The sequence below is a fragment of the Chryseobacterium sp. SG20098 genome, assembly GCF_031844745.1.
GTDB lineage: Bacteria > Bacteroidota > Bacteroidia > Flavobacteriales > Weeksellaceae > Chryseobacterium > Chryseobacterium cucumeris.
Window position 1 is genome coordinate 2,749,640 of record NZ_CP134622.1, and the last position, 15,417, is coordinate 2,765,056.

General features: G+C 35.1%; 13 protein-coding genes and 1 tRNA gene. 5 read left to right on the plus strand and 9 right to left on the minus strand.

Annotated features, from left to right (window positions below):
• Positions 1-128: 128 nt before the first annotated feature.
• From RHP76_RS12610 to ligD, 3 genes are all read left to right on the plus strand, one after another.
• Positions 129-914, plus strand: a complete 786-nt coding sequence (locus tag RHP76_RS12610; RefSeq protein ID WP_311228339.1) for a non-homologous end joining protein Ku — start codon at positions 129-131, stop codon at positions 912-914.
• Positions 914-1,519, plus strand: coding sequence for a DNA polymerase ligase N-terminal domain-containing protein (locus RHP76_RS12615; protein ID WP_062675770.1), 606 nt, complete (start codon positions 914-916; stop codon positions 1,517-1,519). Before RHP76_RS12610 ends, RHP76_RS12615 begins: the two co-directional genes overlap by 1 nt.
• Positions 1,520-1,590: 71 nt before the next feature.
• Positions 1,591-3,462, plus strand: a complete 1,872-nt coding sequence (gene ligD / locus RHP76_RS12620) for a DNA ligase D (RefSeq protein WP_311228340.1) — start codon at positions 1,591-1,593, stop codon at positions 3,460-3,462.
• A 54-nt stretch (positions 3,463-3,516) separates the two neighbouring features.
• On the opposite strand, the gene RHP76_RS12625 is transcribed toward ligD, so the two are convergent.
• From RHP76_RS12625 to RHP76_RS12645, 5 genes are all read right to left on the minus strand, one after another.
• A complete protein-coding gene (locus RHP76_RS12625) occupies positions 3,517-4,362 on the minus strand; it encodes a mechanosensitive ion channel family protein (protein WP_062675768.1) in 846 nt (281 codons plus the stop codon).
• Between the two features lie 274 nt (positions 4,363-4,636).
• A complete protein-coding gene (locus RHP76_RS12630) occupies positions 4,637-5,371 on the minus strand; it encodes an SDR family NAD(P)-dependent oxidoreductase (protein WP_288440985.1) in 735 nt (244 codons plus the stop codon).
• 183 nt (positions 5,372-5,554) lie between these two features.
• Positions 5,555-5,917: a preprotein translocase subunit YajC gene (gene yajC / locus RHP76_RS12635; protein WP_062675766.1), complete on the minus strand. Its 363-nt coding sequence runs from the start codon at positions 5,915-5,917 to the stop codon at positions 5,555-5,557.
• A 10-nt stretch (positions 5,918-5,927) separates the two neighbouring features.
• Entirely contained in the window at positions 5,928-6,434 is a 507-nt protein-coding gene (locus RHP76_RS12640; RefSeq protein WP_120232725.1) for a DUF1573 domain-containing protein, read from the minus strand.
• Position 6,435: 1 nt separating this feature from the next.
• Positions 6,436-7,341, minus strand: coding sequence for a transcription antitermination protein NusB (locus RHP76_RS12645; protein ID WP_062675764.1), 906 nt, complete (start codon positions 7,339-7,341; stop codon positions 6,436-6,438).
• Between the two features lie 91 nt (positions 7,342-7,432).
• Here RHP76_RS12645 and RHP76_RS12650 point away from each other — a divergent pair, with 91 nt between their 5' ends.
• The gene (locus RHP76_RS12650; protein WP_311228341.1) at positions 7,433-9,094 is read left to right on the plus strand and encodes an ABC transporter ATP-binding protein; all 1,662 of its coding nucleotides are present in this window, start codon (positions 7,433-7,435) and stop codon (positions 9,092-9,094) included.
• Positions 9,095-9,193: 99 nt separating this feature from the next.
• Complete coding sequence (locus RHP76_RS12655) at positions 9,194-9,529, plus strand: DUF3276 family protein (RefSeq protein WP_002976288.1); 336 nt, start codon at positions 9,194-9,196, stop codon at positions 9,527-9,529.
• 124 nt (positions 9,530-9,653) lie between these two features.
• Here the strand turns inward: RHP76_RS12655 and RHP76_RS12660 are convergent, their stop codons facing one another.
• The 4 genes from RHP76_RS12660 to bshB1 form a co-directional block, all read right to left on the minus strand.
• Positions 9,654-11,936: a hypothetical protein gene (locus RHP76_RS12660; RefSeq protein ID WP_311228342.1), complete on the minus strand. Its 2,283-nt coding sequence runs from the start codon at positions 11,934-11,936 to the stop codon at positions 9,654-9,656.
• A gap of 37 nt (positions 11,937-11,973) precedes the next feature.
• A complete protein-coding gene (locus tag RHP76_RS12665) occupies positions 11,974-14,289 on the minus strand; it encodes a hypothetical protein (RefSeq protein ID WP_311228343.1) in 2,316 nt (771 codons plus the stop codon).
• Between the two features lie 256 nt (positions 14,290-14,545).
• Positions 14,546-14,621, minus strand: a tRNA-His gene (locus RHP76_RS12670).
• A gap of 35 nt (positions 14,622-14,656) precedes the next feature.
• A complete protein-coding gene (gene bshB1, locus RHP76_RS12675) occupies positions 14,657-15,376 on the minus strand; it encodes a bacillithiol biosynthesis deacetylase BshB1 (protein ID WP_062675760.1) in 720 nt (239 codons plus the stop codon).
• Positions 15,377-15,417 lie beyond the last annotated feature (41 nt).

A 15,417-nucleotide genomic window follows, 5' to 3' on the forward strand; every position in this document is an offset into this window, starting at 1 on the left:
ATTGCGGAAATATAAAGGTATAAAAGTCGCGGATAAAAACAATTGTCATTTGGCAACAAAGTCCATGAAAGGTACCACACGGGCTTCTGCCGGCATATTAATTGCTTGATTTTTAAAAACGTAAGACAATGAAAGCAATTTGGAACGGCGCAATTGGCTTCGGATTAGTCAACATTCCTGTTAAAATTTATTCCGCAACGGAAACCACAAAATTGGATCTCGATATGCTCGACAAATCTGATTTTTCAAACATCCGTTTCAAACGGGGAAACGAAAATACGGGGAAAGAAGTAAAATGGGAAAATATCGTCAAAGGTTATCTCATGGACGACAAATATATTGTTCTTGACGAAGAAGATTACGAAGCAGCAAGCCCTGAAAAAACAAAAATACTTTCTATTGACCAGTTTGTAAAGGAAGTAGAAGTAGACAGTATGTATTTTGAGACTCCGTATTATCTGGAACCTCAGAAAAATGGTGAAAATGCCTACAGACTTTTATTAAAAGCTCTTGAAAAAACTGCCATGGTAGGTATAGGAACTTTTGTGCTTCGTGACAGTGCAGCCATTGGCATGATTCGTCCTTATAATGACGACATACTTGTTTTGAATCGTTTGAGATTTGATCAGGAAATAAGAGACTATTCAGATTTAAAAATTCCTGCCCAAAAAGCTCCGAAACCTGCAGAGTTGAAGATGGCTGTCAGCCTGATTGAGCAGCTTTCCCAGGAATTTGATCCCGCAATGTATAAAGATACTTATTCTGATGAGCTGATGAAGATCATCAAGCAGAAAGCAAAAGGCAAAAACGTAAAAGCCCAAAAAGCGCAGCCTGCTAAGGAAGGTAAAGTGATTGACCTTATGGCGCAGTTAAAAGCCAGCCTGAATACTTCTAAATCCAAATCTGCATCATAATGGCTCTCAAAGATTATCATAACAAAAGAAAGTTCGATGAAACCAGCGAACCTAAAGGAAAAACAAAGAAAAGCAAAGAAAAGTTGATTTTTGTGATTCAGAGACATGCTGCCTCCAGACTTCATTATGACTTCCGGCTTGAAATGGAAGGTGTACTGAAAAGCTGGGCCGTTCCGAAAGGTCCGTCATTAGACCCAAAAGATAAACGTCTTGCCATGATGGTAGAAGATCACCCTTACGACTATAAAGATTTTGAAGGAAATATTCCGGAAGGAAATTATGGTGCCGGACAAGTGGAAGTATGGGACAGCGGAACCTATGAACCTTTGGAGGAGAATTCAAAACTTTCTGATGAAAAAGAACTTCTGAAGGAACTTCATGCCGGTTCTTTAAAATTTATTTTACACGGTAAAAAGCTGAAAGGTGAATTTGCTCTTGTAAAAATGAAAAATACGGATGACAACTCATGGTTGCTTATCAAACATAAGGATGAATTTGCAGAAAGTCCTTATAATGCCGAAGAAAATACTTCACCAAAATCACTGGTCACTCAATTTTTAGAGGAAAAAAAAAGCCTAAAAATAAGAGAAAAAAAGAAGTCATAACTTCTGAAAAAACCTTCAGGAATTTCAATTCGTTAACGAATGAAAAAAAGCTTAAGTCTTTCATTAAACCCATGCTGGCTAAACTTTCAGAGGAAGCCTTCAATGATAAAGACTGGATCTTTGAAATAAAATGGGATGGCTACAGAGCTATTGCAGACCTCAGCCATGATCCTCCGCTTTTCTATTCCCGAAATGGAATTTCATTTTTATCTAAATTTGACAAAATTGCTCAGGACTTCGGCCAACAAAAGCATCGTATGATCCTGGATGGCGAAGTTGTGGTCTATAATGAACAGGGAAAGCCTGATTTTCAGCTTTTACAGCAAATTGGGGATAACCCTGGTGCCGCCCTTGCCTATCAGGTTTTTGATATCTTATGGCTCAATGGACATTCTACAGAAGATCTTCCCTTAATTCAACGAAAAGAACTTTTAAAAGAAGCATTAACTGAAACCGAACGGATCAGATATTGTGATCATATTCCTGAAAAGGGCATTGAATTTTTTGAACAAATGAAGAAAATGCAGCTGGAAGGAATGATTGCAAAACGGGCAGACAGTCTGTATGTTGAAAATCACAGAACCACTGATTGGCTTAAAATCAAGTTTTCCAATACAGAAGAGGTCATTATTTGTGGTTTTACAGAACCCAGAGGATCACGGGAAAGCTTCGGAGCATTGATATTAGGAAAATTTATTGATGGGGAGCTTACTTACTGTGGTCATACAGGAACAGGTTTCAATACGGCTTCTTTGAAAGAAGTGTATGAGAGACTTCAGAAAATAATTGTAAAGTCATCTCCATTCGAAACAGCTCCGAAGACCAATATGCCGGTAACGTGGGTAAAACCCGAGCTAGTATGTGAAATCAAATATTCTGAAATTACCAAGGACGGAATCTTCAGACATCCGGTTTTTATCACAATCAGGGATGACAAAAGCCCGGAAGATACTAAAGCTCCATCCTTCACCGAAAAATCTAAAGATATGAATACGAAAGCTTCATCAAAAAAGACAAAGACTTCTGAAAAAGAGAAAGAGATTACCTTAGACAAGCATTCCGTAAAGCTTACCAATCAGGATAAGGTATATTTTCCTGAAGATGGCATTACAAAAGGAGATGTTATTGAATATTATCAGTCTGTAGCACGTTATATTCTCCCTTATTTAAAAAATCGTCCGCTTTCTCTCAACCGCTTTCCCAATGGAATTGAAGAGCAGAGCTTTTATCAGAAAGATGCAGGAGATCATGTTCCTGACTGGATAAAAACCACACAGGTATATTCGGAATCCAATGATAAACATATCGATTATATTTACTGTAATGACAAAGCTACTATGGCTTATCTTAATAATTTAGGCTGCATTGATTTCAATCCATGGAACAGTTCTTTACCAGATCTTGAGCATCCGGATTATCTGGTTTTAGACCTTGACCCTTCTTCAAAAAATACATTTGATGAGGTGATTGAAACAGCACTTCAGGTGAATGAAGTTTTAAAAACTATTAAAATAAAAGGCTATTGTAAAACTTCCGGAAGTACAGGAATTCATATCTATATTCCTATGGGAGCTCATTATGATTTTGACCAGGTAAAAGATTTCGCCCATATTCTCATGAAACAGGTAAACGAAAAACTGCCTAAGATTACCACGTTGGAAAGAAGTCTTCAAAAAAGGGATAACAAAAAAATTTACCTTGATTACCTGCAAAACAGAACGGGGCAGACTCTGGCAAGTGCTTACAGCCTGAGACCTAAACAAGGTGCTTCCGTTTCTATGCCTTTGGATTGGGATGAGTTGAAGCCTGGTGTGAAACCAACAGATTTTACTATTAACAATGCTCTTGACAGAATTAAGGAGAAAGGAGATTTGTTTAAACCGGTTTTGGGTAAGGGAATTGATATGATGAAGGCGTTGGAACTCCTGCAGAATATGGAATAAAATAAAACTCCCACATAGTATAACGCAGGAGTTTCTTAAAAAAATTAAATATAATTATTGATTGTAAATATGCACATCTCTTTGAGGAAAAGGTATTCCGATTCCAGCTTTATCGAGAGCTTCTTTACAACCGATGATTAGTTCTTCATTCATCGTCCAGAAATTTTCAGTGGAAGCACTTACTCTTACAGATACATTGACAGCACTGTCTCCCAATTCAGTAACTACCACTTGTGGAGCAGGTGTTGCAAGAGCATATTGATTATTCTTAATAACATTCATTAAAATATCCTTGGTATGTCTAAGATCTGCATCATAGGCAATTCCGATATCCAGTGATGTTCTTCTTGTACCCAGTTGGGTAAAATTGGTAATACTGTTATTTGAAACTACTCCGTTAGGAATAACGATCAGCTGGTTTTGTGGGGTGATCAGCTTTGTATGAAAAATATCAATAGCATCTACAGTCCCTGAAACCCCTGAATTGGTAGAAATAAAATCACCAATCTTAAAAGGTTTTAATAGTAGAATTAAGATTCCGCCTGCAAAATTTGTTAAGGACCCCTGTAAAGCTAAACCAACCGCTAAACCTGCGGCACCAATCATTGCAACAAATGCAGAGGTTTGTACTCCAAGCTGCGTTACAACTACAATAAACAAAAGAATATTAAGTCCCCAGTTGATAATATTTAAAAGAAAATGCTGCAGTGAAGCTTCCATATTTCTTTTTTTGAAAGCTTTTTCCACCAGTTTCTTAATCATTCTGATCATCCATGATCCGATAAGATAAATTAATAATGCAGAAATGATTGCAGTAAAGATTCTCGGTGCCCATGAAATTGCTGAAGAAATTAAGGTATCCCAGTGTTGTTGAATCTTGTTCAGTTCTAAATCGTCCATTTTTATACTATGTGTTTTACTATTTATATCAATGAAGCATTGACATCTTCTGCAGGATCCGAAAAAAAAGAAATTCACCTTGCACTGTAGAGTGAAAGTAAATTATATTTTATCCTTAAAAATAGATTGACAGCAGAAAAGAATATTTCTGCTTTACTCAATAATCATTCAGAAATTGAATCTTGCAGGAAGAAATAATTTTTGGGTCATAGAATTACAAAAACGATACCGAAGTGTGAGTGTTTTCAAAGAAAATAATATCAAGAAACATTCTCTAAGGTAATTTTGCAGCCAGACTTTCCGGTAAAAGCCTAAGAATATGGTAGATAATTTTCCACTTAAAATTCGGAACAATGGTAAAGGAATTTCCAGCATTGACAATAAATTTCGCCACATAATCCGGCTCCATGATCAGAGATTCATTCAGTTCCAGCCCTTCGTTGATTTTTGTTCTGATATAACCAATAACCAAGGCATTCACAATTATTTTTCGGGAAGCTAGTTCCTGTCTCAATCCCGCAAGAAACTGAGTAAATGCAGCCTTTGTGCTTCCGTAGACAAAATTACTTTTTCTTCCTCTTACTCCTGACAAGGAAGAGAGTCCGATTATTCTTTCCAGGTTGGTATTGCTTTTATCCATTGCAATAATACTCAGGATAGAAACTCCCCCCATATAATTGACTTCCATCATTTGTCTGGCTCCCTTGAAATCAGCCAGCGCCTTTTGATTGTCTACTAAAAAACCTGCGGAATAAACCACAATATGAGGTTGTACAGAAAGACTGGAATAAAACTGATGATGAGAATCAAAATCTGCAGCATCAAAATACAAAACAGAAACTTTGGAGCGGTCCAGATTGTTTGATCCAATAAAATCATTCAAAGAGTTTATATTCCTGGAAGCTGCAATTACGGAAAATCCTTTTTCAACATATTGTATTATACATTGTTTCGCTACATCTGAATTGGCTCCCAGAATAAGAACCGTTTTGTTTGTGTTTTGCTTCATGAAGCAAAGATAATTTTTTTATTAAACACTATTCCCACTCATTGCTTTCACAATTGGACCCAAAAGCAGCCAAACATATTAAAAATATGGGAAGTAAATACGACTTATGAGATCAAAATCTTATAAAAAGCTGCGGCGGGTGAACTTTGTTCACCCGCCGCAGCTTAATATTTTCAGACTGAATTATTTCTTTTCTTCAGTTGCTGTTTCTTTTTTGTCATCTGCCTTTTCAGCAGTTTTTGCTTTATCTCCAAAACGAGCCTCAGTCATTTCTCTTGAAACTGCAGCTTTTTCGAATTTCAGTTTTCCGGATAATGTTTCGATAACAAAACCGTCATCCTGAACCTGAGCAATTCTTCCGTGAAGGCCTGATGTAAGAACTACTCTTGTTCCCACTTTAAGGTTTTCCTGAAAGTTTTTCTCCTGCTTTTGCTTTTTCATTTGAGGTCTGATCATCAGGAAATAAAATCCTACAAACATTACCCCCATCATGATCAGCATCATAGGTGAAGAACCACCCTGTGCCTGTAAAAATAGTGTCAACATATTTAAAATATTATGGCTGAATGTTCGCCGTGAAAGTTAATCTGATTGGAGCTTTTTCTACATTAGCAAAAACGTCTGCATACTTCTGAACGTTTCCGTCGAAGCTTGAAGAATCGAAGTGTAAAGTAACTTTTCCTTTTTTACCAGGCATGATAGGCTCTTTTGTAAAATCAGGAGCTGTACATCCGCATCCTGGCTTCACTTCAGAAATAATCAATGGGTTTTTACCTGTGTTGGTAATTTCATACACATGCTCTACTTTATCTCCTTTTTTGATTTTTCCAAAATCGAAGCTGTTTTCAGATAAAGCTACAGAAGTAGATGGTTCGTTAGAAACCGGAGCAACTGTTTCACCTGCTACAGGTGCTGCTGCAGAATCAGTGGTAACCGGAGCCGCAACAGCTGCAGAATCAATAGTTGCAGTTTCAGCACTTTGAGTTTCTTTGTTTTCTTTTTTACATGAAACTAACCCAAAGCCTATAATTGACAAGGCGATAATTGATAACGTCTTTTTCATTTTATATTCTATTTTGATCTTTACAATATTTATCTAAAATACCATTGATGAAGATATTGGAACGGTCTGTAGCAAATACTTTTGCAATTTCAATATATTCATTAATGATCACTCTTGAAGGTGTGAAAGCAAAGTTATCAAGCTCTGCAATGGCTGTAGATAAAATTACTTTATCCATTAGAGAAACTCTTTCCAGATCCCAGTTTTCCAGTCTTTCTTCCAGTTTCTTTTCATTGTTTTCCCAGTTATTCAGGGTATCTCTTAGCAATTTTGAAGCGAATGTTTTATCTTCTTCATCTTTAATCATTTTGATCAGAGTTCTGCTTTCTTCATCTTCTCTCAGGAAACCGATTGTTTTTTGTACCATTGAATTGGCGATATGGATATCATCATACCATGAAAGTTCCTTATCACCTAAATAGTCATGAAAATCTTCATTTTCAGCAATATACCTTAGAAATAATTTACCTATAAATTTCTGATCTTCTTCAAAAGAATATCCTTCTTCTTTCATGAAATCCTGATAACGTTTCCCAGCAGTAATTCTCTGGAAAGTTTTTACCAATAAATCATCATGCATATCCCATTTCAACTGCTTGTGCTGCCCTGTAAAAAATAATCTTTCAGGATTTTCTTCCAGCTTAAGCAATACCTGGTTGTTGATGAATTTTTGGTTAGGATTAATATCAGCATCAGTTTTAAGAAATTTATTCTTACCAATTTCGATCTGATTTTCTGCCAAATCTTTCAAACCCACCAAAAAGTTGAGCTGATAGATGTATAGATAATAGATTTTCTCTATCCCGGCAAACATGTTTTTCTCTAAAACATCAAATTTTACAGGATTTTGGTAGTAAGAATACACGGTCTGTACTACTTTTTCACGGATTTGTCGTCTTCCTAACATTCAAAGAGCTTTTTTATGGCTGCAAAGATACGAAATTTAAAATTGATGAAATTCGTAGTGTGATGACATTTTTGTAATTTTGTGCAACTATATGAAAGCGCTTAAAACCTTAAACCCCTATTTTTGGAAACACAAAATACTATTGTTTTGGGGGGTACTCTTTATCATTGCCAGTAATTTCTTTAATATATATAAGGTTCAGTTTGTAGGAAAATCTGTGGATGAACTTACAAAAAATGGGAATCTTGGCTTTAACAATCAGGTTCTGATTTATGTTGGAATTATTGTAGGATGTTCTCTTTTAACCGGATTCTTTACCTTTATGATGAGACAGACCATCATTGTTGCATCCAGAAGAATAGAATACGAACTTAAAAATAAAATCTACAGACATTATCAGGATCTATCTTTAACGGATTATAAACAAACTACTATCGGAGACTTGATGAACAGATTAAGTGAAGATGTGGTGGCAGTAAGAATGTATCTTGGTCCCGGGGTAATGTATGTAGCCAACCTCATTGTACTGGTAATTATTACAGCTATTTACATGGTAAAAACGGATGCTTCCATGACGATGTGGACTTTACTTCCACTTCCTATTTTATCTTTTGCCATTTATAAGGTAAGTTCTATTATCAATAAAAAATCAAAGATCATGCAGAAAAGCCAGTCTGCGATTTCAACTTTTGTTCAGGACAGTTTTTCCGGAATCCGTGTGGTAAAATTTTTCGCCAGAGAAAAATACATTGAAAAAAACTACGGAATCAAAGTCACCGATTATCAGAATAAAGCTTTAGATCTTGCCAAAACAGAAGCCTATTTCTTCACCATTATTCTTTTTGTCATCGGATTATTAAATGTTGCTATTATCTGGATTGGAGGTACAAAATATATTGCCGGAGAATTAAGCATTGGTAAGATTGCTGATTTTTTTATGTATATCAACACCCTGATTTTCCCTTTTTCCATGGTAGGTTGGGTAACTTCTGTCAACCAGAGAGCTGAAGCATCCATGCAGAGGATCAATGAATTTATGGATAAAAAATCGGAGATTATTAACACTAATTTTGAAAATTATCCAATCAAAGGAGATATAGAATTCAGAAATGTCTCTTACGTATATCCAAATACAGGAATCAAAGCCCTGGACAATCTAAGTTTTAAAGTAAAAGCCGGAGAATCATTAGCTATTATGGGGAAAACCGGTAGTGGAAAATCAACAATTGCCTTGCTATTATGCCGATTAATAGATCCTACAGAAGGGGAAATTTTAATTGATGGTAAAAACCTGAAAGACCATAATCTGGAGAACTACAGAAACTTTATCGGATATATTCCTCAGGAGAGCTACTTATTCTCTGATTCTATTGAAAATAATATTGGTTTTGCCATTGATCATCCTTCTCACGAGAAAGTAGTAGAGTATTCCAATATTGCGGATGTTCACAAAAATATTATAGAGTTTAAAGACCAATATAAAACACTTGTAGGTGAACGCGGAGTCATGCTTTCGGGGGGGCAAAAGCAAAGAATTTGTATCGCAAGAGCCTTAATTAAGAATCCTAATATCATTATTTTTGATGATTCTCTTTCCGCTTTAGACACAGAAACGGAGCAGAATATTCTGGAAAATATTGACAAAAAAATCAGTAACGCAACTTCCATAATTATCACACACAGAGAGTCTAGCGCACAAAAAGCCCATCAGATTATCAACCTAACCGAAATTGCTAATTCTGTAACCGCTTAGCCATTTCATTCTCAATTGTTAAATAAATCATAAAAAAAATTTTGTGATTAAAAGAATTCTTTTATATTTGTTCTTAACAAGATTAAAAAATATCTAACAATGAGTGAATACAAGGAACGCCATGAAAATGAGATTTTCACGAAGGTGTTAAAAGCAGGGAGAAGAACTTATTTCTTTGATGTGCGCGAGACGAAAGCAGGAGATTATTATCTTACAATCACTGAGAGTAAGAAGAATTTCGGAGAGAATGGGGAAGCTACATTCGAGAAGCATAAAATTTACCTTTACAAGGAAGATTTTAAGAGTTTCCAGGAGATGTTTAATGAGTCCACAGATTTCATCATTAATGAAAAGGGTGAGGATGTAATTTCAGAAAAACATGACAAAGACTTCAAAAGCAGATCTTACACAATAGATTCTGACGACGAGGTTTAAAAAAGAATATCTAAAAACACAAGCATCTGAAAAAGATGCTTTTTTTATGCGCTAAAACTATCTATGCATAAAAAACGGGCTTCAGCCCGTTCTATTAATATTATATTTTTATTCCCGCATCTTGTTATCTTACAGATATTTCTTTTATATCGTCCCTTTTAAAAGATGCTGATTTAAAGCTGAATAATACTTCCGGCACCTCATTCTTACATGGATCTAATTGCTTATTACTACTAGAATTACTTCTGATAACTTTGGCTGCAGAAAACATTACTATACCGCCATCTTTTCTAAGAGTAACCAGTTCATCATTTTTTGAACTTGAATCAAAATTTCCAGTACACATGATGTTGTCTTGGGTCTGTAGGATAGGAAATCTTTCAACACCTGTACTATTCAAAATATTCCCATTTAGTGTATACGCTACATATTCACCATCATAATTTCTATGAACGATAATTTCATCTGCTCCATTACCATCCAGATTTCCAACAGCTAATCCTCTCCATTCTGAACCTGAACCCCAATTTGTAGATTGAACTATTTTTGTCATTACACCATTATCATCTATATTGTAAACATAGATCCCATTATAAGCAGAATCTTGAGCATCTACAAGCAAAACAATTTCATCTTTACCTGCACCATCAAGATCACCTGATGCTACCGCCGTAATTTTAGAATTCGATGGCAGATTGAGAGCGTTAGTATGAACCAGTTGAGGAGTAGTCCCATTGAAATCAAAAACAAGTACTTCTTTATTTAAATTTTTGACAGCAATAAAATCATCCTTTCCTCCGGTAATAAAGTTTCCTGCTGCAGTACCTACCCAATCAGATTGTCCATCCCAACCGGTAGATTTTGTATGTTCAACAATATTATTATTTTCAATTTTTAAAATATAGACTCCATTATTACCAGGATCGGCATGATTACTTAATGTTACAATCTCACTTTTATTGTCACCAAAAAAATCTCCTGCTGCTATGCCTCGCCAATTATATTGACCATTATAATATTTATCGTTTGTAACAGAATGAAATTTTTTACCATAGGGTTCCATAGTCCCTATCATCCCATCATAATTTCTAATAACAACAAATTCATGGGCATCATCACCATCAAAATTACCACTTGCTACTCCTCTCCAATCAGAGCCCGACCCCCACCCATGTTCCGTATTGACAGGTACAATTAAGTTTTCATAATAAGCTAAGTAAGCAACTGCTAAGGGAGAATTTTCAGGTGTTAATGGCGTATAATAATTTTCTGCCGTTTGTATCTCAGCAAGTAATTGATATATTTTTTTATCATATACAGATAAGCACGCCCATCGAAAACAAGTATAGGTACTTATGTCCACGCCACTAGCAGGTCCAGACTTTACATTCCAAGAAATTAGTGAATAATCTACTCCATTATTTATATACAAAGGGGATTGATAAATATCTCTCGTTAAAGTATTAGCATAGGCATTCATATCAGAATCCGTATATATAGGTGTACTACCATTCAAAACACCATATTTATGGCACTCATAGGGAAAAGATATGGTTAAACCACCATGAGAAATATCTTCCCGCGAAGTATCTTTTTTCCAATAGGTCCATTTATTAGACTGCAAATTAGCATTAAAAGAAGTATTTGCTTTTAAAAAATTGGCAATTTGGTTAATTTGTGTAAGATAATCCAGGTTATCTGTTGCCAGATACATCTGTACTAATACTCTTCCCATTGCACTTTGCATATTAAAAGGTAAAATTTCACCTGCATTCTTTATTGGTGGATTATCATTACGTTCTTTATAGTAACCTATCATATTATTGGGTTCTGTATACCATTGATTTTTATGATAAATAAGTGTTTCACTTACCTTTTGTTTAAGGTCATTAGCGATAACTTTAAAAGTCAACCCATTATAACGGCCACCAGAATTATACATTGTATTTTGAATAGTAGTATCTTTTTTTACTATAGCTGCAAACTTAGCCATAGGATAAGTTATGTTAGCACTATGTACTACATGAGCATAAGTTCCTCCTGAATCCGGGGTTATATTATAATGATTGGTAGACCAGGCTGCACCAGAAATTCCACGGTAATCGGAAATATTACTTACACCTATATTAGGTGGTAATTGGTCTCTAAGATCATCTCTCCTATCAATCACGTTGCCCATAGTCCCTATTAAAACATTAGCATATTTTACATCATGTGTCTTTTCGTACATCAACACCAATGCTTCCATATGAGCAGATACAATCCATGAAAACTCTGCTTGGTTGGGGCTTGTTGAATTAAGAGGCACAACATCATACTGCTTACTATCAAATAGATTTTTATAATAGGATTGAGCATGAGATTTTAATATCAATAATAAGGTGAGAACGGTAAAAAGTTTTTTCATATTATAATTTTAAAATTCAAATGAATTTTAGAGCAATTTAGTTATTATAGTAATCCGGATTCAGGAAGCTAAATAATACTTCCGGTACCTCATTCTGACATGGATCTGCTTGCTTACTGGCAGCAGGAGGATTTTTGACAACTTTTGCAGCCGAAAACATCACTATACCGCCATCTTTTCTAAGAGTAACCAGTTCATCATTTTTTGAACTTGAATCGAAGTTTCCAAAACACATTACATTATTTTGGGTTTGCACTGCAGGAAAGCTTTCAAGCCCAATATTATCTAAATATTTAGCCCCATTTGATTCCTTCATTTTAAAAACTTTATAATCTCCATCAAAGTTTCTATGAGCAATAATTTCATCTGCTTCATCACCATCCAGATTTCCAACAGCCAATCCTTTCCAGTCTGAAGCTGCCCCAAACCCTATAGATTTATCAATAAGAGTCATTACTCCATTATCATCAATACTATAAACATACACCCCATTCTGCATATAATCATCAGCATCAACCAGCAATACAATTTCATCCTTACCAACTCCATCAAGATTACCGGCTGCCACCGCTTTAATTTTAGAATTTGCAGGCAGATTGAGCTGATTAAAATAAACCAATTCAGGATCAGTACCATTAAATTTATACACTCTTACTTCTTTGTTATAATTTCTCACTGCAACAAAATCATCTTTGCCTCCACTGATAAAATTTCCGGCAGTGGTTCCTATCCAATCTGAGTCTGTTCCAAACCCTGTAAGTTTTGACTGCTCAACAATTTGGTTATTTTCAATTTTAAAAATATAAAAGCCATTCTTATTAAAATCAGCATGATCACTTAATGCAATGATTTCGCTTTTACTATCTCCAAAGAAATCACCAGCACCCAATCCTTTCCAATTATAATTACCTCCATAAGCGATGCTGTTTGTAACAGTATGAAAGCTCTTACCATCAGGTTCCAAAGTACCTATCAACCCATCATAATTCCTGATTTTCACAAACTCATCATCACTGTCTCCATCAAAATTACCCTTTGCCACACCTCTCCAATCAGAATCTTCTCCCCACAAATGATAAGTATTCACAGGTACAATAAATTTTTCATAAGTTGCTAAAAGTGCAAGTGTCAAAGCAGACCCTTCTACATTGATATGATCATAATAATTTTTTGCCGCTTGTAAGTCTGCGATTATCTGATATATCTTTTTATCATATTCCGCTGAGAGATATAACCACATGTAGGAAATATATGCGCCATATTTAGTATTAATATCTGTTGGAAGATTATTTATAGTACTATATTTAATATTCCATTTTAACCCATTATAATTCACTGCATCATTTATTGATAAAGGTCCCTGATAAATATCTTTTGTATAAGTTTTAACATATCTCTCCATATCTAAAGATGTATAAAGAGAATCGTTGGAGTTATTCTTTATATTATATTTATAGCATTCATATGGAAAACTCACCGTTAAACCTGCATGGGATATATCATCACGTAAATAAAAATGATTCCAATACATCCAAGTATATGACCCCAGATTATTATTAACAGAAGTATTTAATTTTAAAAAATTAGCAATTTTATTAAGCTGTTTAAGATAACTTTGATCATCTGTTGCTCTATACATTTGTACCAAAACCCTTCCCATAGAGCTTTGCATATTAAAGGGAGCAATTACACCTTTATACTTTATTGGAGGATTACTATTAACATTAAGAGAATCTCTTTCTTTATAATAACCTATACTATCATTAGGATTAGAATTATACTCTGTAAACCATTGGCCTTTGTGATAAAGAAGCGTTTCTTTTATCTTTTGTTTAAGATCATCAGCAATATTTTTAAAAGTCATATCATTATAACGCCCTCCTGATTGATATAATATATTTTGAATACTACTATCATTTTTAACAATAGCAGCAAACTTAGCCATAGGATAAATTATGTTTGCACTATGTACTAAATGAGCGTAAGTCTTTCCCGAATCCGCCTTTGGATAATTGTAGTGATTATGCGACCAGGCAGCACCTGAAACATTACGATAATCAAAAATTTGATTTAGACCAGGCACCTGGCCTCTAAGATCGTCCCTTCTATCAATTACATTACCCATACATTGTATCAAAGTATTAGCATATTTAGGGTCATGCGTTTTTTCATACATTAATACTAATGCTTCCATATGGGCAGGTACACCCCAAGCAAATTCAGCCTGATCAGGGCTGTCTGAATTGCCTAAAGATGTATCATAATGCTTCTCATCAAATAGATTTTTATAGTAAGATTGAGCATAAGACTGTAGAACAAATAATAACGTGAGAATTGCAAAGAGTTTTTTCATAGTAATAGTTTTGATTTTTGATCATCTTAAAGAGAAATATTTCCCTTGAAGCCGGCTAGACAAATATAAAAGTTTCAATCATCAATCCATGAATTTATTTTAAAGGATCAAAGAATACCATTTTTATGCGTTGGCTCAAGATTATAAACTTAATACATGAAAAATTTTAGAGAAAAAAGTAAAAAAAGAAACTTTCAACGACTGCTGAAATTAGTACAAAATAAAAAAGTACACTTTCAAAAAGTGTACTTTCTTTGGGTGAATGATGGGTCTCGAACCCACGACCTTCGGAACCACAATCCGACGCTCTAACCAACTGAGCTACAATCACCGTTTTCTGAGTGCAAATATAGGACAATTTCCTCAACTACCAAACAATTCCATCAAAATTTTTCAAAGAAATTAATCTTTCAGACGTAAAGCCCTCAGCATAAGCAACTCCCGATAACCGCCCTAAATCCTGTGCCCGGTAGGTTAAGCTTTCATAAAAGTCTTTTGTGGTAATGGGAGTCTCAGGTTCTTTAGAAGTTGGGTCATAAAACTGAGTTTTGTACGCCATACAAGCTTCCAGTTTTTTAGGCAGGTATTCTGAAATGTCAATAACAAATTCCGGTTTAATATCTTTCCACTGAATATAATGAAAAATATGTTTTGGCCTCCACACTTCCTGAGATTCGCCTTCCAGTACGGTTTCAATTTTTCTCAGTCCGGACAAAAAGCACGCATCCGATACTAATTTCGCTCCTTTTGCGTGATCCGGGTGTCTATCATCAATTGCATTAGCCAAGACGATTTCTGGCCTGTATTTGCGGATCATTTTTACAATCCTCATTTGATATTCTTCGGAATTTACCAAAAATCCATCTTTCATTCCAAGATTCTCTCTTGCGGAAAGCCCAAGTATTTTGGCTGCATCTGCTGCTTCAGTCTTTCTGGTTTCATCTGTACCTCTTGTTCCAAGCTCTCCCCTGGTAAGATCTACAACAACGCATTTTTTTCCTTCAGAAACCATTTTGGCAATAGTTCCTCCACACCCCAATTCTACATCATCAGGATGCGCTCCAAAAGCAAGTATATCAGTTTTCATAAACTCAAAGATAGGATTTAAAATAAAAACTTCCCAAACAT